At 73.4% G+C, this 23,620-nt stretch carries 22 protein-coding genes and 1 other RNA gene; 8 read left to right on the forward strand and 15 right to left on the reverse strand.

Features of this window, described 5'->3' with window-relative positions:
- Positions 1–3: 3 nt before the first annotated feature.
- Complete coding sequence (locus tag ACZLMO_RS07600; RefSeq protein ID WP_463653362.1) at positions 4–846, reverse strand: YaaA family protein; 843 nt, start codon at positions 844–846, stop codon at positions 4–6.
- Positions 847–915: 69 nt separating this feature from the next.
- Between ACZLMO_RS07600 and rnpB the strand changes: the two genes are divergently transcribed.
- An RNA gene (gene rnpB, locus ACZLMO_RS07605) (RNase P RNA component class A) lies at positions 916–1,275 on the forward strand.
- 4 nt (positions 1,276–1,279) lie between these two features.
- Here the strand turns inward: rnpB and ACZLMO_RS07610 are convergent.
- From ACZLMO_RS07610 to map, 3 genes are all read right to left on the reverse strand, one after another.
- Positions 1,280–2,647: a hypothetical protein gene (locus ACZLMO_RS07610; RefSeq protein ID WP_463653363.1), complete on the reverse strand. Its 1,368-nt coding sequence runs from the start codon at positions 2,645–2,647 to the stop codon at positions 1,280–1,282.
- Positions 2,648–2,774: 127 nt separating this feature from the next.
- Positions 2,775–3,533 (reverse strand): polyphosphate--glucose phosphotransferase, encoded by a 759-nt coding sequence (ppgK, locus tag ACZLMO_RS07615; RefSeq protein ID WP_425713277.1) that lies wholly within the window; start codon positions 3,531–3,533, stop codon positions 2,775–2,777.
- A gap of 43 nt (positions 3,534–3,576) precedes the next feature.
- Positions 3,577–4,449: a type I methionyl aminopeptidase gene (gene map / locus ACZLMO_RS07620; RefSeq protein WP_463653364.1), complete on the reverse strand. Its 873-nt coding sequence runs from the start codon at positions 4,447–4,449 to the stop codon at positions 3,577–3,579.
- A gap of 51 nt (positions 4,450–4,500) precedes the next feature.
- Here map and ACZLMO_RS07625 point away from each other — a divergent pair, with 51 nt between their 5' ends.
- Positions 4,501–4,719: an SPOR domain-containing protein gene (locus tag ACZLMO_RS07625; protein WP_463653365.1), complete on the forward strand. Its 219-nt coding sequence runs from the start codon at positions 4,501–4,503 to the stop codon at positions 4,717–4,719.
- 21 nt (positions 4,720–4,740) lie between these two features.
- Here ACZLMO_RS07625 and ACZLMO_RS07630 read toward each other — a convergent pair whose 3' ends face one another.
- Positions 4,741–5,145, reverse strand: coding sequence for a hypothetical protein (locus tag ACZLMO_RS07630; RefSeq protein ID WP_463653366.1), 405 nt, complete (start codon positions 5,143–5,145; stop codon positions 4,741–4,743).
- Positions 5,142–6,122 carry an NAD(P)-dependent alcohol dehydrogenase gene (locus ACZLMO_RS07635; protein WP_463653367.1) on the reverse strand — a complete coding sequence of 327 codons (981 nt, stop codon included), beginning with the start codon at positions 6,120–6,122 and terminating at the stop codon, positions 5,142–5,144. The genes ACZLMO_RS07630 and ACZLMO_RS07635 overlap by 4 nt, the downstream gene beginning before the upstream one ends.
- A gap of 113 nt (positions 6,123–6,235) precedes the next feature.
- On the opposite strand from ACZLMO_RS07635, the gene ACZLMO_RS07640 reads away from it, so the two are divergent.
- Positions 6,236–6,874: a TetR/AcrR family transcriptional regulator C-terminal domain-containing protein gene (locus tag ACZLMO_RS07640; protein ID WP_463653368.1), complete on the forward strand. Its 639-nt coding sequence runs from the start codon at positions 6,236–6,238 to the stop codon at positions 6,872–6,874.
- Positions 6,875–6,974: 100 nt separating this feature from the next.
- Here the strand turns inward: ACZLMO_RS07640 and panB are convergent, their stop codons facing one another.
- Positions 6,975–7,796 (reverse strand): 3-methyl-2-oxobutanoate hydroxymethyltransferase, encoded by an 822-nt coding sequence (gene panB, locus ACZLMO_RS07645; protein WP_463653369.1) that lies wholly within the window; start codon positions 7,794–7,796, stop codon positions 6,975–6,977.
- Positions 7,793–9,526: an NAD+ synthase gene (locus ACZLMO_RS07650; protein ID WP_463653370.1), complete on the reverse strand. Its 1,734-nt coding sequence runs from the start codon at positions 9,524–9,526 to the stop codon at positions 7,793–7,795. The genes panB and ACZLMO_RS07650 overlap by 4 nt, the downstream gene beginning before the upstream one ends.
- A gap of 68 nt (positions 9,527–9,594) precedes the next feature.
- On the opposite strand from ACZLMO_RS07650, the gene ACZLMO_RS07655 reads away from it, so the two are divergent.
- Together ACZLMO_RS07655 and ACZLMO_RS07660 are read left to right on the forward strand one after the other, a co-directional pair.
- The gene (locus ACZLMO_RS07655) at positions 9,595–10,932 is read left to right on the forward strand and encodes a glutamine synthetase family protein (protein ID WP_425713285.1); all 1,338 of its coding nucleotides are present in this window, start codon (positions 9,595–9,597) and stop codon (positions 10,930–10,932) included.
- Positions 10,933–10,934: 2 nt separating this feature from the next.
- Entirely contained in the window at positions 10,935–14,033 is a 3,099-nt protein-coding gene (locus tag ACZLMO_RS07660; RefSeq protein ID WP_463653371.1) for a bifunctional [glutamine synthetase] adenylyltransferase/[glutamine synthetase]-adenylyl-L-tyrosine phosphorylase, read from the forward strand.
- 14 nt (positions 14,034–14,047) lie between these two features.
- Here ACZLMO_RS07660 and ACZLMO_RS07665 read toward each other — a convergent pair whose 3' ends face one another.
- Positions 14,048–14,188, reverse strand: coding sequence for a hypothetical protein (locus ACZLMO_RS07665; RefSeq protein WP_425713287.1), 141 nt, complete (start codon positions 14,186–14,188; stop codon positions 14,048–14,050).
- 49 nt (positions 14,189–14,237) lie between these two features.
- On the opposite strand from ACZLMO_RS07665, the gene ACZLMO_RS07670 reads away from it, so the two are divergent.
- A complete protein-coding gene (locus tag ACZLMO_RS07670) occupies positions 14,238–14,933 on the forward strand; it encodes a histidine phosphatase family protein (protein WP_463653372.1) in 696 nt (231 codons plus the stop codon).
- Between the two features lie 127 nt (positions 14,934–15,060).
- On the opposite strand, the gene ACZLMO_RS07675 is transcribed toward ACZLMO_RS07670, so the two are convergent.
- Complete coding sequence (locus ACZLMO_RS07675) at positions 15,061–16,092, reverse strand: NAD(P)-dependent alcohol dehydrogenase (protein ID WP_463653373.1); 1,032 nt, start codon at positions 16,090–16,092, stop codon at positions 15,061–15,063.
- Between the two features lie 99 nt (positions 16,093–16,191).
- Positions 16,192–17,616, reverse strand: a complete 1,425-nt coding sequence (gene glnA / locus ACZLMO_RS07680) for a type I glutamate--ammonia ligase (RefSeq protein WP_463653374.1) — start codon at positions 17,614–17,616, stop codon at positions 16,192–16,194.
- Between the two features lie 146 nt (positions 17,617–17,762).
- On the opposite strand from glnA, the gene ACZLMO_RS07685 reads away from it, so the two are divergent.
- Positions 17,763–18,200, forward strand: coding sequence for an RDD family protein (locus ACZLMO_RS07685; RefSeq protein ID WP_463653375.1), 438 nt, complete (start codon positions 17,763–17,765; stop codon positions 18,198–18,200).
- 45 nt (positions 18,201–18,245) lie between these two features.
- Here the strand turns inward: ACZLMO_RS07685 and ACZLMO_RS07690 are convergent, their stop codons facing one another.
- The 4 genes from ACZLMO_RS07690 to ACZLMO_RS07705 form a co-directional block, all read right to left on the reverse strand.
- Entirely contained in the window at positions 18,246–19,127 is an 882-nt protein-coding gene (locus ACZLMO_RS07690) for a M23 family metallopeptidase (protein ID WP_463653376.1), read from the reverse strand.
- Entirely contained in the window at positions 19,124–19,660 is a 537-nt protein-coding gene (locus ACZLMO_RS07695) for an ArsR family transcriptional regulator (protein WP_463653377.1), read from the reverse strand. The genes ACZLMO_RS07690 and ACZLMO_RS07695 overlap by 4 nt, the downstream gene beginning before the upstream one ends.
- A gap of 245 nt (positions 19,661–19,905) precedes the next feature.
- On the reverse strand, positions 19,906–20,634 hold the full coding sequence (locus tag ACZLMO_RS07700) for a DUF4191 domain-containing protein (RefSeq protein WP_463653378.1): 729 nt from the start codon (positions 20,632–20,634) through the stop codon (positions 19,906–19,908).
- A 27-nt stretch (positions 20,635–20,661) separates the two neighbouring features.
- Positions 20,662–21,156, reverse strand: coding sequence for a MarR family winged helix-turn-helix transcriptional regulator (locus ACZLMO_RS07705; RefSeq protein ID WP_463653379.1), 495 nt, complete (start codon positions 21,154–21,156; stop codon positions 20,662–20,664).
- A 118-nt stretch (positions 21,157–21,274) separates the two neighbouring features.
- Between ACZLMO_RS07705 and ACZLMO_RS07710 the strand changes: the two genes are divergently transcribed.
- Complete coding sequence (locus tag ACZLMO_RS07710) at positions 21,275–23,617, forward strand: MMPL family transporter (protein WP_463653380.1); 2,343 nt, start codon at positions 21,275–21,277, stop codon at positions 23,615–23,617.
- Positions 23,618–23,620: the final 3 nt, after the last annotated feature.

A 23,620-nucleotide genomic window follows, 5' to 3' on the forward strand; every position in this document is an offset into this window, starting at 1 on the left:
GCCTCACGGCCGCTGGGTGAGCACGAGCGTGAGCTCGGCGGCGCCCCCGTGGCGGGCGGGCGGCTCGAGCTCGACGTCGGTGAGCGTCCAGGTGGTGCGTTCGACTCCCTTGCGCGGCGCGGCCGCCGCCTCGCGGACGGTCCCGACGAGCGCGCGGGCGGCGCCGGCCAGCTCCTCCGCGCTCGCCGGCTCGGGAGCCTCCCGCCGCAGGAGGTGCCCGACCAGCAGGCCGCGGAACCACTTGGCGTCGTGGGAGACCACGGAGCGCCGGCCGGCGCGCTCGGTGACGGCGCCGACCTCGACGTGGTCGGCGGCGCGCGGCACCTTCCACATCGCCCGGTAGCCGCCGGAGCGGCAGTCGACGACGAGCTCGCCCTCGGCGCGGGCGTCGAGCTCCGCCGCCATCGGCCCGCGCCAGAACGCCCCGAGGCCGTCGAGGCCGGGCAGCGTCGCGGTCATCCCGAGGCGGTAGGCGGGGATCGGGTCGGCGGGGGAGAGCGCACCGAACGCGCCGGACATCACCAGCACGTCGCGGTCCGCCCGCGCGCGGGCCTCGCCCGTCAGGTCCGCGATGCCCGCGCGGTCGAACAGGACGCCGGTGAAGACCCGGTCGGCGCGCGCCGTCGGGAGCTCCGACAGCCGCTGCTGGGCCGCGACCTCGTCCCGGGCGCCTGCGGGCGCGCGCAGCACCTCGAGGGCGTCGGGGCGGCCGCTGACCTGCGCGAGGGTGGTGAGCACCTCCGTGCGCGCACCGGTGAGTCCCGGGAGCGAGAGGGCAGCGAGATCGAGCGGAGGTCCGTCGTCGGGGGCGGTCTTGCCCTCGGAGGGCGGAAGGAGCACGAGCACCACGGGAGCGTACTCGGGCACATCGCCGCGTCACCGCGCGGTCCGACGGGTAGACTCCCGCGTTGCGGAGGAGTCGGCCGGGCGGCCGCGTTGCCCCAGGGCACCGAGGAACGTCCGGGCTCCGATGGGCAGGGTGGTGGGTAACGCCCACCCGGGGTGACCCGCGGGACAGTGCCACAGAAAGCAGACCGCCCCGCAAGGGGTAAGGGTGAAACGGTGGGGTAAGAGCCCACCAGCGCCACGGGCGACCGTGGCGGCTCGGCAAACCCCACCCGGAGCAAGACCAGACAGCAGGCGTTCGAGGGCGGCCCGTCCGATGCCTGCGGGTAGGTCGCTGGAGGCGCGCGGCAACGCGCGTCGTAGATGGATGGTCGCCACCGGCGGGTTCGCCCGCCGGGACAGAACCCGGCGTACAGGCCGACTCCTCCGCCCCTCAGGGCTCGAGCACGTACCCGTTGGACGAGTGGTTGACCGCGATCACCCAGTTGCCCTCCTCGACGAGGTGCTCGGGCAGGCACAGGACGAGGTTCCCCTCGACCTCCCCGCCGTCGGCGATGGGCTCGGCGTAGATGAGGTCGTCCGGCGCGACCGCCGACGTGGCCCCGTACACCTCGCCGGTCCGGCTCACCCAGTACACGAGCAGCGAGGCGAACGGCGTGAAGGCACTGCTGGTCTCCGCCGTCACGCGCACGCGCTGGGTGACGTAGACGTGCCCCTCGGGTGGCGGCGGGTTCCCGGCGTCATGCGCGAGCACGTCCTCGGTGGCGTCCCAGTCCGTGGGGCCCACGAGCTGCGCGGTGATCTGCTCCTGGGTGAGGTCGATCGTCCACGACAGGACCGAGATCCGGCCGAACGGGTCGACGTTCTCCAGCGCGAGGTCGTCGAGCATCGCGATCGGCTCGGTGTTCGTCGGGATGCCGTCGGGCCCGGTGTGGGCGGCCTCGTCCTGGCCGGGCGGGAACGTGTCGGCGGGAATCAGCCCGGCCAGGCCGTCGTCGTCCTCGGGTGCGTCCGTCCCGGTCTCGTCGGGGACGTCGGACGGGTCGGGCGTCTCGTTCTCCTGCTCCGCGCCCGCCCGGCCACCGCCCTCGGGGTCCCCGCCGGGGACGGACGGCGGCTCGACGTCGAACTTCCCCGGTCCCTCCTCCTCGCGGGCCGCGGGCTCACGGAGCACGAACGCCCAGATCGCCACCGCGACGAGCGCGACGCAGGTCGAGGCCGCCACCGCGGCGGGGCCGGCGCGCGTGTACCAGGGGGACGACGGCACGGGCTCCGGCGGGGGTGCCGGTGCCGGGGGAGAGGAGGCCGCGGTGGGTGGCGACCCGGCGGCCGAGGTGCTCGATCCCGCCGAGCCGGCCGACGGCCCGTACTGCGCGCCCACGGCCCCGTGGGATGAGGGCGTGAACCGGGGTGTGCTCGGGAGCGGGGCCGGCTGCCGGTGGTCCTGAGCGGCCGCGAGCCCGTAGGCCGCCGAGGTCGCCGCGCCCGTGAGGACCGGTGCGCCGGGCCCGCCGCCGTGGCTCCGCGTCCGGTGCCGCTCGGGCGACCACGCCTGCGTCTGGAGGAGGCCGTCCTCCGTGTCACCCACGGACGCCCTGACGGACCGCAGACGGGTCGCCTCGGGATCGCCGTCCGGTCCGCCGTCGGGCGGGTCCGTCGTGCCCGAGCGACCCACGGGGTCGACGATCCACATCTGCCAGTCGTGCGGGGCGGGAGGCCAGCGCGGGTCCGGGCGCCAGCCGACGGGCGGCATGAAGTCCGGCGGCACGTGCCAGCCCGGGGGCGGGTTGAACCGCGGCACGTCGCCTCCTCGGCCTTGCGCTGGGTCGGACCGGCCGGGCGCGTGCCCGACCGATCACGAGGTTACGCGGGCAGGCCGCCGTCGTGGCCGATCCGGTCGGGGAGGGGTCCCCGACCCCGCGGGTGGGTCAGCGCGCGAGCTCGACCGCGCGATAGGCGGCGCCGACGATGCCCGCGTTGTTGCGGAGCTCGGCGGGCACCATCGGGGCGCGCGTCTCGATGAGCGGGAGGAACTTCTCGTGCTTCCGGCTCACGCCGCCGCCCACCACGATGAGGTCCGGGGAGAACAGCTTCTCGACCACCTCGTAGTAGCGCTGGAGTCGCTTGGCCCACTTCGGGTAGGACAGGCCCTCCCGCTCGCGGACGGCGGAGGAGGCGTGGGACTCGGCGTCGCGCCCGTCGATCTCGAGGTGCCCGAGCTCGGTGTTGGGCACGAGGATGCCGTCGACCAGCAGCGCCGACCCGATTCCCGTGCCGAGCGTCGTCAGCAGGACGACCCCGTCGACGCCCTTGGCGGCGCCGTAGTGGGCCTCGGCGACCCCGGCGGCGTCGGCGTCGTTCATCGCGACGATCTCGCGGCCGAGCTCCCTGCGGACCTCGTCCTCGATGTTCATGCCGACCCAGCTCTGGTCGAGGTTCGCCACGAACGGGAACCCGCCGTGCAGCACGGGGGCGGGGAACGTGAGGCCGACCGGGACGTCGTCGTCCTCCTCGAACTCGGCCAGCAGGCGGCCGAGGACCTCGATGACGGCCGCCGGGGTCGAGGGCTGGGGGGTCGGGATCTTCACGCGGTCGGTCGTCAGCTGCCCCGTGGAGAGGTCGACCGGGGCGCCCTTGATCCCGGAGCCGCCGATGTCGATGCCGAACGCGAGCTGGTTCGTGGCCATATGGGTTCCTTCACCGTCGAAAAGAAGGGGGTCGTGCAGGACTCTAGGCGAGAGTAAGGATCTCCGGGCCGTCGCCCGTGATGAGGATGGTGTGCTCCCACTGCGCGGACCGCGAGCGGTCCTTCGTCACGACGGTCCAGCCGTCGTCCCACTGCTCGCCGTCCGGCTCGCCGAGGGTGAGCATGGGCTCGACGGTGAAGACCATCCCCTCGGCGATCACGTCGTCGAACTGGGGCGCCGAGTCGTAGTGCGGGATGATGAGGCCCGAGTGGAACGCCTCGCCCACGCCGTGGCCCGTGTAGTCGCGGACGACCCCGTAGTCGAACCGCCTGGCGTAGGACTCGATGACGCGGCCGATGACGTTGACCTCCCGGCCGGCGCGCGCCGCCCTGATGCCGCGGTGCATGGCGTCCTTCGTCCGCTCGACGAGCAGGCGGGACTCCTCGTCGACGTCCCCGACCAGAGCCATGACCGACGCGTCCCCGTGGACGCCGCCGACGAAGGCCGTGATGTCGATGTTGACGATGTCCCCGTCCTCGAGGACCGTCGAGTCGGGGATGCCGTGGCAGATCGTCTCGTTGATCGACGTGCACAGCGACTTCGGGAAGCCCTGGTAGTGCAGCGAGGACGGGTAGGCGCCCCGTGCGACGAGGAACTCGTGACCGATCCGGTCGATCTCGTCCGTGGTGATCCCCGGGCGCACGGCCTCGGCGGTCAGCTCGAGCGCCTGCGCGGCGATCCGGGACGCCGTGCGGATGCGCTCGATCGTCTCCGGGCTCTTGACCTCGCCGGCGGTCACCCGCTCGGGACCGGTGCGGCCGACGTACTCCGGGCGCTCGATGGAGGCGGGGACCTCGCGGACGGGGGAGACGGTTCCCTTGGTGAGGGTGCCCCGCGGGGCGCGATCGGCGACCATGGTTCCCGAGTCTACGGACCGTGGACGAGCGAGCGAGACCGAGGAGTCGACATGAGCACCGGCGAGTACTGGTTCAACCTGCGCACGCACGCGGTCGAGGAGGGGCCGGAGTCGCCGGCGGCCGACCGGATGGGCCCCTACCCGACCCCGGAGGCGGCCGCCGCTGCCCTGCAGAGCGCGGCCGAGCGCAACGAGGAGGTCGACGCCGAGGAGGAGGAGTGGGACGCGTGGGACGACGACGCCGAGGAGGAGAACGAGGAGCGGCGCTGACCGGGCGACACCCGCTCGGGATCAGGCGGCGGCGCCTACCGGGGCCGGTGACGCGATCGGCAGCCACCGCCACGCCAGCCACCCGATGACGAGCACCCAGGCGATGCCGACGACGATGAGCAGGTTGTCGTACGCGCCGGGGTAGGGCAGGCCCAGCACGTTGAACAGCGCGAGACCGACGGCGACGACGACCGTCACCCAGCGCAGCGGCCCGGCCGGGACGAGCAGCGAGACCATGACCATGACGATCGGCACGAGCATGATGAGCGCCGCGCCGACCCACGCACCGCCGCTCACGGTCTGGCCGCCCATCCGGCCGGGCTCGACGTCCCCGGCGAAGATCCGCAGGACGTCGCCGAGCAGGTAGACGAGCATGAGGCAGACCCACGCGGCGGCGAGGACGACCCGCTCGCCCTCGACGATCACGATCCGGCCCCGTCCTCGGTCGCCGCGGGGCCGTGCGGCGTGACGACGAGGTTGCCGACCTTGTGGCCGGAGTCGATCCGCCGGTACGCCTCGACGACCGCCTCGAGCCCGCCCATGACCTCGACGACCGGGTCGAGCTCGCCGCGCGCGAGGAGGTCGAGGGTGTCGGCGACGATCCTGGCGTTCTCCGGCGTCGTGCCGCCGTGGACCTGCTTGGCGGGCAGGAGGGCGGCCAGGCTCCCGACGACGACGAGCAGGCGCCCGTCGCCGGTGAGCAGCCGCCGTCCCGCGCTGCGGGAGAGGTTGCCGACGGCGTCGAGGACGACGTCGAACCGCTCCGTCAGCTCGGTGACCGGCGTGGTCCGGTAGTCGACGACCGCCGCCGCCCCGAGACGTCGCACGAGGTCGGCGTTGCCGGCGCTGGTGACGGCCGTGACGCGGGCGCCCAGGTGGCGGGCGACCTGGACGGCGCTCGTGCCGACCGCGCCCGAGGCCCCGTTGACGAGGACGCTCTCGCCGGCCTGAACCTGGCCGAGGTCGCGCAGGAAGTGCAGGGCGGTCGTGCCGCCGAAGAGGACCGCCGCGGCGTCGACGTCGCTGACGCCCTCGGGCACGTGGGCGACGGCCTTCGTGCGCACCCGAACGTGCTCGGCGTGGGTGCCCATGCGGAAGCCGGACATCCCGGCGACCCGGTCGCCGGGCGAGAACCCGTCGACGTCGGCCCCGGTCTTCTCGACGACGCCGGCGAACGAGTTGCCGAGCACCTGGATGCGGGGGCCGCGGATCCCCATCGCCAGCCGTGCCGGCACGGTGAAGCCGGGTGGGAACGTGCCCGAGCGGAGGCGGGCGTCCCCGGCGGTGACCGCAGCGGCCTCGACGCGCACGAGGATCTCGTCCGCGCGCGGCTCGGGGAACGGGCGCCGGGTGACGACGGCGTGCGTGGGTGGTCCGTACCTGTCGACGACGACGGCTCTCATGGGATCCCCTTACGTGTGTAAGCCTGTGGTGGAAGAGTAGCCTTACGGGTGTAAGTGGACAAGAGGTGCCGCGTGGAGACTTCGACGCGGGGCCGGGAGGGGGAGGACCACCGATGCGGGAGCCGTTGAGCGTGGCCCGGATCGTCGGGGCGGCCGTCGAGGTGGCCGATCGCGACGGGCTCGCGGCGGTGAGCATGCGCAGCGTCGCGCGCGAGCTGGGGGTGGAGGCGATGTCGCTCTACCACCACGTCGCGGGCAAGGACGCGCTGCTCGACGCCCTCGCCGACCGCGTGTACGAGCAGGTCGAGCTGCCTGAGGCGGCATCCGGCTGGCGCGAGGGGACGGAGGCGCGGGCGCACTCGCTGCGCTCCGTCCTCGCAGCGCATCCGTGGGCGCTCGGCATGGTCGACACGCGCACGACCCCCGGGCCGGCGGTGCTGCGCTACTACGACGCGACCGTCGGGCACCTGCGGGGTGCCGGCCTGTCCGCCGTCCTCGCGAGCCGTGCCTTCTCGGCGGTCGACGCCTACGTGTTCGGGTTCGTGCTCACCGAGCAGAACCTGCCGTTCGACGCGGCCTCGGGCGCGGGGGAGTTCGCCGTCGGGATGGAGCCGGCACTGGCCGAGTACCCGCACCTCGGCGCTCTCGTGCGGGACCTCATCGCTGGTGGGTACCAGTTCTCGGACGAGTTCGAGCACGGCCTCGCGCTCGTGCTCGACTCGGTGGCCGCCCGGGTGGCGGCGGGGGAGTAGGGCGCGCGGTGGGGCGCCCGCCGGCCCCCGGCGCGTGGCCGGCCGGTACGAGGCGGCTCCCGTCCGGGCGACGTCGGCCGGGGACGGCACGCGCACCCGGTCACGAGTCGAACGTGTGCTCCGGCCCGGGGAAGCTGCGGTCCTTGACGGCGGCGACGTACTCGCCGGTGGCGCGGCCGAGGGCCTCGCCGAGCTCGGCGAAGCGGCGGGCGAAGCTCGGCGACCAGTCGGACATGCCGGCCATGTCGATCCACACGAGGACCTGCCCGTCCGTCCCGGAGCCGGCGCCGATGCCGATCGTCGGCACGCCGACCGCCTGCGTCACCTGCTCCGCCACCGGGCCGGGCACCATCTCGAGCACGACGGCGACGGCGCCGGCCTCCTCGAGCGCGCGGACGTCCGCCACGAGGCGCTCGGCCGCGCCCTCGCCGCGGCCCTGGATCCGCTTGCCGCCGAGCAGGTGCTCGGACTGGGGCGTGAAGCCGACGTGTCCCACCACGGGGATCCCCGCCTCGGTGAGCAGCCGCACGTGCCCCGCCCGGTGCGCGCCGCCCTCGAGCTTGACCGCGTGCGCCTCGCCCTCCTTCATCAGCCGGACGCCGGTGGCGAGCGCCTGCTCGGGGTTGGCCTCGTAGCTGCCGAACGGCATGTCGGCCACGACGAGCACCCGGCTGACCGACCGCGCGACGGCGCGAGTGGCGACGACCATCTCGTCGACCGTCACGGGCAGCGTGGTCGGGTGCCCGAGCATGTTGTCGCCGATCGAGTCGCCGACCAGCAGGAGGTCGACCCCGGCGGCGTCGAGGACGCGGGCGGTCATCGAGTCGTAGGCGGTGAGCATCGTGATCGGCTCGCCGCGCTCCTTCATCTGACCCAGGTGGTGGACGCGGACCCGCTTGGGGCGGCTCGGGGTGTCGGTCATCGCTCGTCTCCTTGTCGCTCGTCCTGCTCGCGCCACCGGGAGGTCACGGGGAGGCGCCGGTCGCGGCCGAACGCCAGCGCCGTCACCTTCGGCCCCAGCGGGTACTGCCGCCGCTTCCACTCGGCCCGGTCGACGAGCCCGAGGACCCGGTCGACGACCTCGGGCGCGTGGCCGGCGGCCAGGAGGTCGGCCCGGCCGAGGTTGCGCTCGACGTAGTCCTCGATGACGGGGTCGAGCTGGTCGTAGGGCGGCAGCGAGTCCGAGTCCTGCTGGCCCGGCCGCAGCTCCGCCGAGGGCGGCTTCTCGATCGAGCTCCAGGGGATCGGCACGGACTCGCCCCGGGCGGTCGCCAGCTCGTTCCGCCACCGGGCGAGCTCCCAGACCTTCGTCTTGGGCACGTCCTTGATCGGGGCGAAGCCGCCGACGGCGTCGCCGTAGATCGTCGAGTAGCCCACCGCGAGCTCGGACTTGTTCCCGGTGGCGAGCACGAGGTGGCCCTCCATGTTGGACAGCCCCATGAGGATCACACCGCGCACGCGCGCCTGGAGGTTCTCCTCGGCCACGCCGGTCAGCTCGACGTTCGCGAGGAACGCCTCGACCATCGGCGCGATCGGCCGGACCCGGTAGTCGAGGCCGATCGCCTCGGCCGAGGCGGCGGCGTCGTCCTTCGAGTGCGCCGAGGAGTAGCTCGACGGCATCGAGACGCCGACGACGTTGCCGCCGCCGAGCGCGTCCGCCGCCATCGCCGCCACGAGCGCGGAGTCGATCCCGCCCGACAGGCCGAGCACCACGGAGCCGAACCGGTTCTTCCGGGCGTAGTCACGCAGGCCGACGACGCAGGCGGTGTACATCTGCTCGACGTCGGAGGGCGCGTCCGGGACCGCGTCCTGCTCGGGGACGACGACGCCGGGCGCGTGCCTCGCCGCGTCGCCAGGTGCGTCCGTGCCCGTCGCCGCTTCCGAGTCCCCGGCCGGGTCGACCGGGTCGGCGAGGACGAGCGGGAGCACCGCACGACCGAACGCCCCGGCGCGCGCCACGACCGATCCCGCGGAGTCGACGACGAACGACTGCCCGTCGAAGACGAGGTCGTCCTGCGCGCCGGCGAGGTTGGCGTACACGAGCGGGCAACCGAGCCGGCCGGCCACGTCTCCCGCGAGCCGTTCCCTGACTGCACCCTTGCCGAACTCGTACGGCGACCCGTTGAGCACGAGGAGGGCATCGAGGCCGGCGCCGGCGTACGCGGCCGCCGCTCCGCCCTCGACCCAGATGTCCTCGCAGATCGCGATCCCCAGCCGGCGCCCGTCGACCTCGAACGTCAGCGCCTCGGCGCCGGGCTCGAAGATGCGGATCTCGTCGAACACGCCGTAGGTCGGCAGATGCCGCTTGACGTAGGTGTCCGTGACCGCGCCGCCGGTGACGACCGCCGCGCAGTTGGTCGGCCGGCCGTGCGCGGACGTGCCGAGGGTCCCGAGCACGACGACGACGTCGCCGAGCCCGTCGGACGCGAGATCGGCCGCGAGCGTCTCGAGCGTCTCCGCGGTCGCGGCCCGGAACGAGGACCGCAGCGCGAGGTCCTCGACCGGGTATCCGGGCAGCACCATCTCGGGCAGGAGCACGACCCGGGCGCCCCCGCGTGCGGCCTCCGCCACCGCGTCGCGGATCATCGTCGAGTTCTCGAGCAGGTCTCCGGCGCAGGGATTCACCTGGGCGATCGCGATCGACAGCGGCATACCTGTCAGGGTAGTCGCGCTCCGTAGGTGACAATGTGGGGGCACTGATCCGAGCGGGAGGAGGCGGGATGGACCGCCAGCAGGAGTTCGTGCTGCGCACGGTCGAGGAACGCGACATCCGGTTCATCCGGCTGTGGTTCACCGACGTCCTCGGGACGCTGAAGTCCGTCGCCATCGCCCCCGCCGAGCTCGAGAGCGCCTTCGAGGAAGGCATCGGGTTCGACGGCTCCGCGATCGAGGGGCTGACCCGCGTGTTCGAGTCGGACATGCTCGTGCGCCCCGACCCCACGACCTTCCAGGTCCTGCCGTGGCGCAGCGAGCACCACGGCGTGGCGCGGATGTTCTGCGACGTGCTGACCCCGGGCGGCGAGCCCGCCCGCTCAGACCCGCGCAACGTCCTGGCCCGTGCCGTCGAGCACGCCGCGCAGGCCGGCTTCACGCCGTACGTGCACCCCGAGATCGAGTTCTACCTCTTCCACGAGATCAGCGACCCCAGGCAGCCGCTCGTCCCGGCGGACCGCGCCGGCTACTTCGACCACGTGGCCCGCGGCTCGAGCCACGACTTCCGGCGCGAGGCCATCACCACGCTCGAGGAGATGGGCATCCCGGTCGAGTTCTCCCACCACGAGGGCGGACCCGGCCAGAACGAGATCGACCTCCGGTTCGCGGACGCCCTGTCGATGGCCGACAACGTCATGACCTTCCGGACGGTCGTCAAGGAGGTCGCCATGCGGCAGGGCCTGACCGCGACCTTCATGCCCAAGCCGATGCCCGGGCACCCCGGGTCCGGGATGCACACCCACTTCTCCCTGTTCGAGGGCGACTCCAACGCGTTCCACGACCCGTCCGGCGAGTACCAGCTCTCCACGACGGGCCGGCGCTTCATCGCCGGGGTCCTCACGCACGCCCGGGAGTTCGCGGCGATCACCAACCAGTACGTCAACTCCTACAAGCGCCTGTGGGGCGGCGGCGAGGCCCCGAGCTACGTCAGCTGGGGTCACAACAACCGCTCCGCGCTCGTGCGCATCCCGGGCTACAAGCCGGGGAAGTCGCAGTCGAGCCGGGTGGAGTTCCGGGCGCTCGACGCCGCGGCCAACCCCTACCTGGCCTTCGCGATCATCCTGCGCGCCGGCCTCAAGGGCATCGAGGAGGGCTACGACCTGCCCGACCCCGCGGACACCGACGTCTCGACGCTCACCCGCGGCGAGCGGCGCGCCCTCGGCATCGTCTCGCTCCCGGCCTCGCTGGCCGACGCGATCGACGCCATGGAGAGCTCCGAGCTGGTGGCGGAGACCCTGGGTGAGGAGACCTTCGACTTCGTCGTGCGCAACAAGCACGAGGAGTGGGAGGCCTACCGCGACCAGGTCACCGACTTCGAGCTCGCCCAGTTCATCCCCTCGCACTGACGATGTCCCGCGGGCGGGTCGTCTCCCGGACCAGTCGGCTCCGGCGCGCCGGGGTCCACGAGCCCCGGCGCGCCGAGCAGCTCCTCGACGACCCGGCGCTCGCCCCGTACCTGGCCTCCGACGAGGTGGTGGACCGGCTGCTCGGCCACCTCGCGCGCGCCGGGAACCCCGACCACGCCCTGCTCACCCTCGTCCGCCTCGCCGAGAGCGCGCGAGAGGGCGGGGACGACGACGCCCTGCGCACCGCGTTCGAGCGCGACGACGTGGCGCTGCGGCGCTTGGTCGCCGTCGTCGGGGCCTCCCGTCCCCTCGGCGACTCCCTCGTCGCCCGCCCCGGCGACGTCGCCCATCTCCTCGACCGCCACGGCGAGGTCCCGGTGCTCCACCTCGCGCCGGCCGACGAGCGCTCGAAGGCCCTCGAGGCGGTCGGCGCCGACCCCGCCGACGCGAACCCCGTGGCCACGGTGACCGGTGAGGACGGCGTCGCCGCGCTGCGCCGGACCTACCGCCGCCGCCTGCTCGAGATCGTCGCCGCCGACCTCACGTGCGACCGGGACGGCATGGACTCCCTCGAGGTGTTCCCGCTGGTCGCCGCCTCGATCGCCGACATCGTCGCCGGCGCGCTCGACGCGGCCCTCGCCGTGGCCCGCGCGGACCTGCCCGACCACGGCGCCGGCGTGCGCCTCGCGGTCCTCGGCATGGGCAAGACGGGCGGCCGGGAGATCAACTACATCTCCGACGTCGACGTGGTCTACGTGGCCGAGCCGGAGGTCGATGCCGACGGTGCGCCGGTGCGCGACGAGGACGACACGATCGCGGTGGCGACCCGCCTCGCGGGAACCCTCGCGGACGCGGTCGGCGGCGTCGGGCCCGAACCCGCCCTCTGGCCGCTCGACGCCAACCTGCGGCCCGAGGGCCAGGACGGCCCGCTCGTGCGCACGCTCGCGAGCCACGTCAGCTACTACGAGAGCTGGGCCAAGGGCTGGGAGTTCCAGGCCCTGCTCAAGGCCCGCCCCGTCGCCGGGGACCTCGCGCTCGGCGAGGAGTACTGCACAGCCCTCGCCCCCTTCGTCTGGAGCGCCGCCTCGCGCGAGAACTTCGTCGAGGAGACCCAGAAGTTGCGCCGCCGGGTCGAGGCGCACGTCCCCGCGAAGCACGCCGACCGGCAGCTCAAGCTCGGCAAGGGCGGACTGCGTGACGTCGAGTTCACCGTCCAGCTCCTCCAGCTCGTGCACGGTCGGACCGACGAGACGCTGCGTTCGCGCACCACCCTCGAGGCCCTCGCCGCCCTCGCCGAGGGCGGGTACGTCGCGCGGACCGACGCCGCCGCGCTCGACCACCACTACCGGTTCCTCCGCGTGCTCGAGCACCGGATGCAGCTGTGGCGCCTCCACCGCATCCAGGTGGTGCCGAGCTCGGACGGCGACCTCGAGATCCTCGGCCGCGCGTTCGGCGCCGAGGAGATCACGAGCGGCGGTGCCCTGGAGAAGGCCTGGCGCACGGTCCGACGCGACGTGCGGCGGCTGCACGAGGAGATCTACTACCGCCCCCTGCTCCCCGCGACAGCGCGGCTCTCGCCCGCCGAGGCCTCCCTCGCACCCGAGGCCGCCGAGGCACGGATGGAGATCATCGGGTTCGCCGACCCCAAGGGGTCGCTGCGGCACATCGCCGCGCTGACGGAGGGCGTCTCCCGGCGTGCGACGATCCAGCGCCAGCTGCTGCCGGTGATGATCGGGTGGTTCGCCCACGCGCCCATGCCGGACGTCGGGCTGCTCGCCTTCCGCCGGCTCTCGGAGGAGATCGGCACCACCCACTGGTACCTCGCGCTCCTGCGCGACTCCTCCGCGGCGGCGGAGGCGCTGGCGACGGTGCTCGCCACGTCCCGCTACGTCGGCGACCTCCTCCTCCAGCTGCCCGAGGCGGTCAAGTGGCTGGACGGCGACGGGGGCCTGGCGCCGCGCCGCCGCGAGGACCTCGAGCGCGAGGTCGACGCGATGCTCAGCCGCCGCGACGACCCGGCCGACGCCGTCGGGCAGGCCCGCTACCTGCGCCGCCGCGAGACCACCCGCGCGGCGATGGCCCACGTCCTCGAGCGGGCGCCCCGCTCGCGTCGCAAGGAGCTCGCCGACGTCGCGGACCTCGCGCTCGAGGCGGCGGTGCGCGTCGCCTCCCGGGCGGCGACCGAGCGGGCGGGGCTCGCCGAACCGCCCGGCGAGATGCTCGTCGTCGCCATGGGCCGGCTCGGCGGACGCGAGGTCGGCTACTCCTCGGACGCCGACGTCCTGTTCGTCCACGAACCGGCGGACGGCGCCGCCGAGAAGGTCGCCGCCGACTGGGCGCTCGACGTCGCGACCTCGGTCCAGGAGATGCTCGGCGCCACGAGCGACGAGCCGGCGCTGCCGGTCGACGCCGACCTGCGCCCCGAGGGTCGTTCCGGCCCGCTCGTCCGCACCCTCGCCTCCTACGCGGAGTACTACGAGCGGTGGATCGACGTCTGGGAACGGCAGGCGCTCCTGCGTGCCCGGCCGGCCGCCGGCTCACGGGAGCTGGGTGAGCGGTTCACGGCCCTCGTCGACCCGGTGCGCTACGTGCCCGGCGGCATCGGCGCCGCCGCGGAGCGGGAGATCCGCCGGGTCAAGGGTCGGGTCGAGCAGGAGCGGATGCCGCGCGGGGTCCCGCCCAACCGTCATCTCAAGCTGGGGCCGGGCGCGCTCGCGGACGTCGAGTGGACCGTCCAGCTGTGGCAGCTCCGGCACGCCGGGGACGTCCCCGCGCTGCGGGTGACCTCCACCGAGGAGGCGCTCGCCGCGCTGGAGGACGAGGGGCTGATCGACGCGGCCGACGCGAGCACGCTCCTGCACGCCTGGACGCTGGCGGGGCAGATCCGGGACGCCGTCGTCCAGGTCGGCGGGCGGACGAGCGGGCCGAAGATCGACGTCCTCCCGCACGGGGTGGAGCGACTCGAGACGGTGGCCCGCATGCTCGGGTACGCCGCCGGGCACCGCCAGGACCTCGAGGAGGACTACCTGCGTGCCGCGCGCCGCTCGCGCGCCGTCGTCGAGCGGCTCTTCTGGGAGGAGGACCGGCGCCGGGGCCGCTGATCAGGAGTCGCTGATCAGGAGTCGAACGCCAGGTCGACGAGCCACACGACGACCGCGACGGCGATCGCGGCGAGGACGAGCGTGGCGACGAACCGCCAGCGGCTCGGCGGCCGGTCGCCCGTCCGTCGGCCCTGCGGGGTGTCGTGGTCGGTCATGGCGTGACGCTAGCAGCGCGCCCGCCGGGTGACTGGGACAATGGACGGCATGCGGCTCATTCTCGTCCGGCACGGCCAGACCGATTCCAACGTCATCCACGCCCTCGACACGGAGGCTCCGGGTGCGGACCTCACCGAGCTCGGGCGCCGGCAGGCCGAGGCGCTCGTCGCGGAGCTCGGCGAGGAGGACATCGAGTCGATGTGGGTCTCGAACCTCGTGCGCACGCACCAGACGGCGGCGCCGCTCGCCGGTGCGCTCGGGCTCACGCCGATCGAGCGCGAGGGGCTGCGGGAGATCCGGGCCGGCGACCTCGAGATGGCCAACGGCGACGCCGAGGTGCGCACCTACCTCGAGGGGATCATGGCCTGGACCGTCGACCCCGACTCCCGGATGCCCGGCGCCGAGACCGGGCGCGAGGTCAAGGAGCGCTACGACGCCGTCGTCGCGGAGATCGTCGCGACCGGGCAGGAGACGGCGATGATCGTCTCCCACGGGGCGGTCATCGTCTCCTGGGCGGCGAGCACGGTCGAGGTCCCGCGCGAGTTCCTCGGGCGCTCGATCTCGAACACCGGCGTCGTCATCATCGAGGGCGACCCCACGGACGGGTGGCAGCTCGTGCGGTGGGAGTCCCGCGCCCTGGGCGGGCCGTCAGTCTCTGACGTCGAGCACGACGGCCCCGCCGGCTACCCGGACGAGCGCCACCCCGACTCGCTCGGGGTGGCCGGCCGGGCGGCCGAGGGCTGAGCGCGACCTACCAGCGGTAGCTCGTGCCGCTCGGTACGGGGCAGTCCGACTCCCTGCCCCGGGCAGCGCGACGACGGCGGGACCCGGATGGGCCCCGCCGTCGTCGGGCATGGTGCGCGGGGACGGCCTACGGGACGAGGATGCCCCGCCCGACCAGCCGGCCGCCGTCGAGGTCGTCGATCGCCGTGGCGAAGTCGGCGAGGTCGTAGACCGAGGTGTGCAGCGAGATCCTGCCCTGCGCCGTGAGCACCATCAGCTGGTCGAGGTCCTCGTAGGTGCCGACGAGGTTGCCGATGATGTTGATCTCGCGGGAGATGATGCTGATCGTGTCGAGCTGGACGGTGCCGCCGTAGCCGATGACGTAGTAGTCGCCCTGGTTGCGGATGAGGTTCGGGCCGAGCAGCTCCATCCCCTGCTCCGCGACGAAGTCGAGGACGACGTGCGCGCCGCCCCCGGTGATGTCGTGGACCTGGCGGACCACGGCGTCCGTGTCGCCGGTGGAGACCACGGTGTGGTGGGCCCCGAGGCCCTTCGCGAGCTCGAGCGCCTGCTCGGAGCGGTCGACGACCGTGATCTCGGCCGGCGTGAGCGCGAGGAGGGACTGGATGCCGATGTGGCCGAGCCCGCCCGAGCCCACGACGACGACGTGCGTCCCGGGGTGCAGGCGCGGCGCCGCCTTCCGCGCGGCGTGATAGGCGGTGAGGCCGGCGTCCGCCAGCGCCGCGATGTCCTTCGGCTGGAGCGAGGGGTCGAGCTTCACGACCGCCCGGGCGTTGGTCAGCATGTACTCGGCCATGCCGCCCTCGGCGTTGAGGCCGGGGAAGGAGGCGTTCTGGCAGTGGCTGTCGTTGCCGATGCGGCACTCGGGGCACAGCCCGCAGGTGACGAGGGGGTGCATGATGACGGTGTCACCGACGGCGACGTTGGTGACCGCCGAGCCGACGGCGTGGACCCAGCCCGAGTTCTCGTGGCCGAGGATGTAGGGCAGCGTGGGGTTCTGGATCGGGTCCCACTGGCCCTCGATGATGTGCAGGTCGGTACGGCAGAGGCCGGCGGCCCCCACCTTGACGACGACGTCCCAGGGCCCGGTGATCTCGGGCTCCGGGACGTCGTCGAGCGTAGGCATCTGGTTGTAGGCGTGGATCCGGACGGCCTTCATGGGTCGCGCACCTTTCGTCGACGGTGACGGGGAAGCGGGTCCGCTCACCGTAGGCCGACGTGACGAGGTGCACAAGCAGGCCGGCGCCGCCCGAGCGGCCTACAGGTCGTAGTACATCTCGAACTCGTGGGGGTGCGGGCGCAGGCGGATCGGGTCGATCTCGTGGGTGCGCTTGTAGTCGATCCACGTCTCGATGAGGCCGGGCGTGAAGACGTCGCCCTCGGTGAGGTAGTCGTTGTCGGCCTCCAGCGCGCGCAGGGCCTCGGACAGCGACTCCGGGACCTGCTCGATCTGCTCGTGCTCCTCGGGCGGGAGCTCGTAGAGGTCCTTGTCGATCGGCTCGGGCGGTTCGATCCGGTTCTTCACGCCGTCGATGCCGGCCATGAGCATGGCCGAGAACGCGAGGTAGGGGTTCGAGCTCGGGTCCGGGACGCGGAACTCGACGCGCTTGGCCTTGGCGGACGACCCGGTGACCGGGATGCGGATGCACGCCGACCGGTTGCGGGCCGAGTAGACGAGGTTGACGGGCGCCTCGTAGCCGGGGACGAGCCGGTGGTAGGAGTTGAGCGTCGGGTTCGTGAACGCGAGCAGCGACGGCGCGTGGTGCAGCAGGCCGCCGATGTACCAGCGGGCCATGTCGGAGAGGCCGCCGTAGCCCTGCTCGTCGTAGAACAGCGGCTCGCCGTCCTTCCACAGGGACTGGTGGCAGTGCATGCCCGAGCCGTTGTCGCCGAACAGCGGCTTCGGCATGAACGTGGCCGAGCGTCCGTGCTCCCAGGCCACGTTCTTGACGATGTACTTGAACTTCATGACGTCGTCGGCGGCGGCGCGCAGGGAGTCGAAGCGGTAGTTGATCTCCTGCTGGCCGGCGGTGCCGACCTCGTGGTGGGCGCGCTCGACCTTGAGGCCCACCTCGGCCATCACGCGCACCATCTCGTCGCGCAGGTCGGCGAAGTGGTCGTTGGGGGAGACCGGGAAGTAGCCGCCCTTGAAGCGGGTCTTGTAGCCGAGGTTGCCGCCCTCCTCCACGCGCCCGGTGTTCCAGGCCGCCTCCTCGGAGTCGATGTGGTAGAAGCTCGACTGGGCCGAGGTCTGGAACCGCACGTCGTCGAAGAGGTAGAACTCCGCCTCGGCGCCGAAGAAGGCGGTGTCGGCGATGCCGGTCGAGCGGAGATAGGCCTCGGCCTTCGAGGCGACGGTGCGCGGGTCGCGGTCGTAGGCCTGTGAGGTGAAGGGGTCGACGATCGCGAAGTTGAGCACGAGCGTCTTCTGCGCGCGGAACGGGTCGATGAAGGCCGACCCGATGTCCGGCACGAGCTTCATGTCGGACTCGTGGATCGCGGTGAACCCGCGGATCGAGGAGCCGTCGAACATGAGGCCGTCGGTGAAGGCGTCCTCGTCGAACGTCTCGACCGGGATGTTGAAGTGCTGCATCACCCCTGGCAGGTCGCAGAACCTGACGTCGACGAACTTGACGTCCTCGTTGCGGGTGTAGGCGATCGCCTCTTCGGGGGATGAGAACATCCGTGTCTCCTCGTTCGCGTGCACCGCCGGGGGCGGCTGGACATGTCTGACGCTAGACCCGAGGAGTTTCCCTGCAGTCTCCCGAGTGTGTCCGCCATGTTACGGGGCGATCGGTCGCCGCTCGGGACCGCCCGTAGGATGAGGAGATGCCCGACGTCGACCCCACCTCCGCGCGCCCCGTGCGCGGCGCGAGGGGTGGCGCCCCGCGTGGCGGGAGCCGTGGCGGGCCCCGCGGAGGCGTGCGGCGCGAGCAGCTCGCCCCCTTCGGTCGGCGGGTCGGTGCCCTCGTTGTGGACTGGGCGATCGCGATGGCGATCTCCTACGGCTTCTTCGGCGGCGACGCCATGGCGATCCTCGGCGTCTTCGCCGCGCAGCGGGTGCTGGTCGGTGGTCTGACGGGATCCTCCATCGGTCACCGGCTGCTCGGCCTGCGGATCGTCCACGCGAGCAGGGGCCGCGTGCCGTTCCTCTCCGTCCTCGTGCGCACCGTGCTGCTGTGCCTCGTGCTGCCGCCGCTGTGGCGGACCGTCGCGGGCGTGCCGCTGCACGACGACCTGGCGCGCAGCTGGCTCGTGCGGGGGTAGGGCCTCGTCGAGGTCGGGCCCGGACGGAGCCGACTGCCCTCGAGGTCAGGTGTGGTCGCCGTCCGGGCTGGGCGTCCGTGCCGCCGTCAGGTGCTCGCCGTTCGCCGGCAGGCCGTCGACAGGCTCCGCTGCGTCCCCGAGCGAGATCCCGGCGAACGCCATGGGGACGCCGGCCGCGGTCCACAGGGAGCGCCGGTCCATCAGCTGCGCGTGGACGTGGGGCTCGGAGCTGTTCCCGGAGTTGCCGCACCGGCCGATGACGTCGCCAGCGGACACGACGTCCCCTCGCCGGACGGTGGCCGACCCGCGCTGCAGGTGGGTGACGAGGGCGAAGGTCCCGTCGGCGGTCCGGATCGTCACGTGGTTCCCGACGATCCAGCCCGGCCCGCCGAGCTCGCGCACCATCCCCTCGATCGTCAGGTAGGCCAGCCCCCACCCGTTCGAGCGCGCCCGGTGGTCCCGGCGCCAGCTGGATGAGTCGACGACGACGCCGCTCACCATCGCGTGCACCGTTTCGCCGAACGCGGGATAGTCCTCGTTCCGGCGGAACGCCCCGGCGGTGCCGAACGCCGGACGCTCGGCGTCGTCGGGCTCCGCCACGAGGTCGATCGCGTGGCTCTGGCCATACGCGCGCGTCCCGTGGCTCGGCACCGTCGACGCCGGGCTGTTGAGCGCCAGCCAACGCCCGACGACGGGGGAGCGGACGGTCCTTTCCTCGTGCTGCGGATGCCGGCCCCTGGTCGCCAGGACGACGACGAGCCACAACGCGATCGCGACGAGCCCCGCGCGTGCGAGCCACAGGAGAGGCACGTCCTGCGGGCCGTCGGGAAGGATCCGGCGCAGCAGCGTGGCTCCGCCGGCCAGGAGGGCGCCGCCGAGGAAGAGTGGGAGTCGGAGCCGGTACACGGTCTCGCGGAGCGCGGTCATCGCTCGGCCCCCAGGACGACGGCGAGCAGCGGGACGACCCGGGCGGCCGGGACCTCGTAGCGCCCGCGGCCGGACTGCCGCAACCAGCCGGCGGCGAGGAGCTGGCGCAGGTGGTGGTGGAGCTGACCGGTCGTGCCCAGGCCGTCGGCCTCGGCGAGCTCGGCCGTGGAACCGGTGCCGCCGAGGACGAGACGGAGCAGCTCGAGGCGCACCGGGTGCCCGAGCGCGCCGAGCGTGGCGGCGCGGTCCGACCAGTCGCACTCGAGGATCCCGGCGGTCGCGCCGGCCTGCTGCCACTCCACCGGTCGGTCGCCGGGGAGCGTGAGGGAGCCGACGAGCATGACGGCGCCGTCGGCGGTGGTCGGATCGTCGTCGAGCCGGTCGCGCAGTCCAGTCAGGGCCCAGAACGCATCGCCATCGGCCCCGCTCCCGCCGGTGCCCCGGCGGTCGGGTGGCGGCCCGGCCTCCTCGAGCGCGGCGACGCGATCCTCGAGTGCGGAGACGGCGGCGCGCAGGTCGTCGGTGTCGGTCATGGCGACGAGAGTACGGACAAACGTAGAAACGTACAACCTGATGTCGTAGCGCCTCCGGGGGTGGCGTGCGCGGGGGTGCGGGAGGGGCGCCGGATGAGAAGCGGTCGTGGGCGAGGGAGCCCTCGCGTGCGAGACGGGCCTCTGCGTGCGTGACGGGCCTCCGCGTGCGGGACAGGGTCCCGACATGGCGATGGCCCCGTCGTGTCGACGGGGCCATCGGTCGTGCGTTCGTGGGTGGTCGGGGCTCAGCGGCCGCGCATCCCCTTGCGGTCGGGGCGCGCCTTGTTCGGGTCGATGCCCTTGGGCACGGACTGGCGGATGCCGCCGAGCGCCTTGAGCCGCTTGGTCACCGCGGCGATCTCGGCCGAGGTCAGCTTCGCGCCCCCCAGCTTCTTGATCGTCGGGACCAGGTTCGGCAGCGGGACCTGCCCCTCGTCGCGACCGGCCTGGACGAGGTGGACCTGGGCGCCGGGGGCGACCCGGGCGACCTTCTTGCGCTCGTCCTCGAGCATGCGCGTCACGCGGTGGGCCGGCCCCTCGGAGACGAGCACGATGCCCGGCTTCCCGATCGCGCGGAACACGAGGTCCTGGTGCTTGGGGTTGAACGCCACCGGCTCGTCCTCGACGTACCAGCCGCGTCCGAGCTGCCCGAGCGCCGCGGAGGCGGCGCCCAGCTGACCCTCGACGCGCGCGTAGGCGGCGACACGGGTGAGGCGGCCGAGCACGATGAGGACGGCGATGATCCCGAGCAGGACGCCGATGATCCCGAGGTAGACGGGGTGGTTGATCGCGAACCCGATGCCGATCGCGATGCCGAGCACGGCGACGAACACGCCGGCCAGGATCAGCGGGGTCGCCGGGCGGTGCTCGGCGGTGATCTTGTAGGCCTCGGCGAAGCTGTGGTACCACCGCTTCTTCTTGGGCTTCGGGGTCTTCTCTGCGCCGTCGTCGGCGGTCTTCGGGGTGCGGGCCATGATGCGGCCAGGGTACCGGGCCCGGCGTCAGTCCTGATCGTCCCGTTCCGTGGCGGAGACCATCTTCAGCAGGAGCGTGCGCAGCGCCGCGGTCTCGCCGGCGTCGAGCGCCCGCTCCCCGGCGGTCGCCTCGCGCAACCGGGGCACGACGTCGGTCATGGTCGCGCGGCCGTGCTCCGTCAGCTCGACCAGTCGGCGCCGCCCGTCCGTGGCGTCCGTGCTGCGTCGGACGTGCCCCTGTCTCTCGAGCGCGACGATGTGCCGCGAGAGCGTCTGCTCGGTGATGCCGATGAGGGCCGCGATCTGCCGCTGGCTGCGCGGCCACGGCAGGAGTGTCGCGAGGATCGGCATCGTCGCGTGCGAGAGACCGTGGCCGACGAGACGCGCATCGAGCTCGCGCTCGGCGCGCCGGGCGACGGCGGACACGAGGCGGCCCGTCGGCCAGCGGCTCGGGTCCTCGCCCACCCCGGGTCCCTGGCCGCTGCTCCCCAGCAGGCCGCCCGGATCGTCGTCGATGTGCACCGCTCGATGGTGCCAGAACCTGCCGGTCCGGATTGCGTGGCGGCCCGTCCGGGTGCATGCTTGCGGCATTGCTCAGCATACGAAGTATGTGCCGGTGGTCCGGCGGACGGGAGACGACATGGCAGGCCGCGGCAGCACCCGCGCACGCACGGGTCCGTGGCGGGGGCTCGTCGTCCTGGCCCTCGTCGTCGCGTGGGTGGCGATCGGTGGGATCGGCGGCCAGTACATGGGGCGGCTCAGCGAGGTCCAGGAGAACGACTCGGCGATGTTCCTCCCGACCTCGGCGGAGTCCGTGCGGGCGGCGGAGGCCGTCGAGGACTTCACCGACACGTCCACCCTCCCGGTGCTCCTCGTCGTCCGGTCGGCGGACGGTGGCCCGATGGACGAGGAGGACCTCGCCGCCGCCGACGAGCTCGCCGCGTCGGCCGGCGCCGCCACCCTCAGCGACGGCCGCGCCGTCGAGGAGGTCCTCACGGCACCGCCCGTCGTCGTCCCGTCCGAGGACGGCGAGGCGGCCATGGTGGTCCTCGGCATCGACACGGCCCTCACGGCCGAGCCCCTGCCCGACGGCGAGAACCTCGTCGGCTCCGTCGTCACCGAGGTGCGCGGCGCCGTCGCGGACGGCCTCGAGACCGCCGGGCTCGAGGGCTGGGTGACCGGCCCGGGCGGGTTCGCCGCCGACCTGTCCTCGGCGTTCGGGTCCGTCGACGCCGTCCTGCTGCTCACCGCCCTCGTCGTCGTGCTCGTCATCCTCCTCCTCGTCTACCGCTCGCCGATCCTGCCGTTCGCCGTGCTGCTCACGGCGGTGTTCGCCCTCGCGCTGGCCGGCCTGGTCGTCTACCACCTGGCGGACGCGGGCGTGGTCCAGCTCAACGGACAGACGCAGGGCATCATGTCGATCCTCGTCATCGGCGCGGCGACCGACTACTGCCTCCTGCTCGTCGCCCGGCACCGCGAGGAGCTTGTCCGGCACGAGGACCCGTTCGCCGCGATGCGCGTCGCCTGGCGGGCGTCGCTGCCACCGATCGCGGCATCGGCGGGCACCGTCGCGCTCGGGCTGCTGTGCCTGTTGCTCTCGGACCTCGGGTCGAACGCCTCGCTCGGTCCCGTCGCCGCCGTCGGCATCGCCGCCGCCTTCGTCGCGGCGCTCACCCTGCTCCCGGCCCTGCTCCTCGTCGGCGGGCGGCGCTCCCGTGTCGTGTTCTGGCCGCGCATGCCGCGGGCCGCGACCGCGGGGGACGGTCGCACGGACGGGGCAGACCGCGCCGGGGGAGGGGCCCACGCCCTCACCTCGACGGCCCCGGAGGACTCCCGCGGGGGCTGGGGCAGGATCGCCCGGCTCGTCGGCCGGCGCGACCGGCGCACGTGGATCGTCACGTCCCTCGCGCTGCTGGTGGCCGCCGCGTTCGTCGTCACCCTCGACGCCGACGGCACGAGCGACTCCGAGGTCTTCCTCGCGCAGTCCGACGCCGTCGACGGCGAGGAGGTGCTCGCCGAGCACTTCCCGGCCGGCGCCGTCCAGCCCCTCGACGTCGTCGCCGACGCCGACGTGGCCGACGAGATCGTCGCGGCCGCCGAGGGCACGGACGGGGTCGCCGGCGCGTCGGTCGTGACGGAGGGCGCGGCCCAGGGAGGCGGACCTGCCGGCGGTGGGCCTCCCGGCGGTGCGCCCGCCGAGGGCGGGGAGCCGCTCGAGGTCGACGGGCGCGTGCACGTCCAGGTCACCACCGAGGCGTCGGCCGACTCCGAGGAGGCGGTGTCCACCGTCGGCGCGCTGCGCACCGCCGTCCACGACGTCGACCCGGACGCCCTCGTCGGGGGCGCCGCGGCCGAGACCCTCGACACCCGGACGACGGCCGAGCGCGACCTGCGGGTGATCATCCCCGCGGTGCTGCTCGTCATCCTGCTCACGCTGGTCGTGCTGCTGCGGTCCGTCCTCGCGCCGGTCCTGCTGCTCGCCGCCAACGTGCTGAGCTTCGCGGCGGCGATGGGGATCGTGGCGGTGATCTTCAACCACGTCCTCGACCTGCCCGGGGCGGACCCGACCGTGCCGCTGTTCGGGTTCGTCTTCCTCGTCGCGCTGGGGATCGACTACACGATCTTCCTCATGACGCGCGCCCGCGAGGAGTCGCTGCACCTGGGCACCCGGCGGGGCGTGCGCCGCGCCCTGTCCGTCACGGGCGGCGTCATCACCTCCGCCGGCGTCGTCCTCGCCGCCACGTTCGCCGCGCTCGGGGTGGTCCCGCTGCTGTTCCTCCTCCAGCTCGCGATCATCGTGGCGCTCGGCGTGCTCATCGACACGCTCGTCGTCCGCACCCTGCTCGTCCCGGCACTCGTGCACGACATCGGAAGGGGCGTCTGGTGGCCCCGGCAGGCGCGCTTCCCGCACGACGACGAGGACCGAGGTGAGGCCTCGCCCGCCCTCGATGCCGCACCTGTGGAGAACTCCACGGCGGGGTGAGCG

Source organism: Georgenia sp. G2120 (genome assembly GCF_055326485.1).

Coding starts and splice junctions, on each gene's coding strand:
- ACZLMO_RS07690 (WP_463653376.1), bottom strand. CDS start 19,127: ATGACCGCGCTCCGCGAGACCGTGTACCGGCTCCGACTCCCACTCTTC.
- ACZLMO_RS07685 (WP_463653375.1), top strand. CDS start 17,763: ATGCCCGACGTCGACCCCACCTCCGCGCGCCCCGTGCGCGGCGCGAGG.
- ACZLMO_RS07655 (WP_425713285.1), top strand. CDS start 9,595: ATGGACCGCCAGCAGGAGTTCGTGCTGCGCACGGTCGAGGAACGCGAC.
- glnA (WP_463653374.1), bottom strand. CDS start 17,616: ATGTTCTCATCCCCCGAAGAGGCGATCGCCTACACCCGCAACGAGGAC.
- ACZLMO_RS07670 (WP_463653372.1), top strand. CDS start 14,238: ATGCGGCTCATTCTCGTCCGGCACGGCCAGACCGATTCCAACGTCATC.
- ACZLMO_RS07700 (WP_463653378.1), bottom strand. CDS start 20,634: ATGGCCCGCACCCCGAAGACCGCCGACGACGGCGCAGAGAAGACCCCG.
- ACZLMO_RS07665 (WP_425713287.1), bottom strand. CDS start 14,188: ATGACCGACCACGACACCCCGCAGGGCCGACGGACGGGCGACCGGCCG.
- ACZLMO_RS07640 (WP_463653368.1), top strand. CDS start 6,236: ATGCGGGAGCCGTTGAGCGTGGCCCGGATCGTCGGGGCGGCCGTCGAG.
- ppgK (WP_425713277.1), bottom strand. CDS start 3,533: ATGGCCACGAACCAGCTCGCGTTCGGCATCGACATCGGCGGCTCCGGG.
- ACZLMO_RS07650 (WP_463653370.1), bottom strand. CDS start 9,526: ATGCCGCTGTCGATCGCGATCGCCCAGGTGAATCCCTGCGCCGGAGAC.
- ACZLMO_RS07695 (WP_463653377.1), bottom strand. CDS start 19,660: ATGACCGACACCGACGACCTGCGCGCCGCCGTCTCCGCACTCGAGGAT.
- ACZLMO_RS07675 (WP_463653373.1), bottom strand. CDS start 16,092: ATGAAGGCCGTCCGGATCCACGCCTACAACCAGATGCCTACGCTCGAC.
- ACZLMO_RS07625 (WP_463653365.1), top strand. CDS start 4,501: ATGAGCACCGGCGAGTACTGGTTCAACCTGCGCACGCACGCGGTCGAG.
- ACZLMO_RS07660 (WP_463653371.1), top strand. CDS start 10,935: ATGTCCCGCGGGCGGGTCGTCTCCCGGACCAGTCGGCTCCGGCGCGCC.
- panB (WP_463653369.1), bottom strand. CDS start 7,796: ATGACCGACACCCCGAGCCGCCCCAAGCGGGTCCGCGTCCACCACCTG.
- map (WP_463653364.1), bottom strand. CDS start 4,449: ATGGTCGCCGATCGCGCCCCGCGGGGCACCCTCACCAAGGGAACCGTC.
- ACZLMO_RS07710 (WP_463653380.1), top strand. CDS start 21,275: ATGGCAGGCCGCGGCAGCACCCGCGCACGCACGGGTCCGTGGCGGGGG.
- ACZLMO_RS07635 (WP_463653367.1), bottom strand. CDS start 6,122: ATGAGAGCCGTCGTCGTCGACAGGTACGGACCACCCACGCACGCCGTC.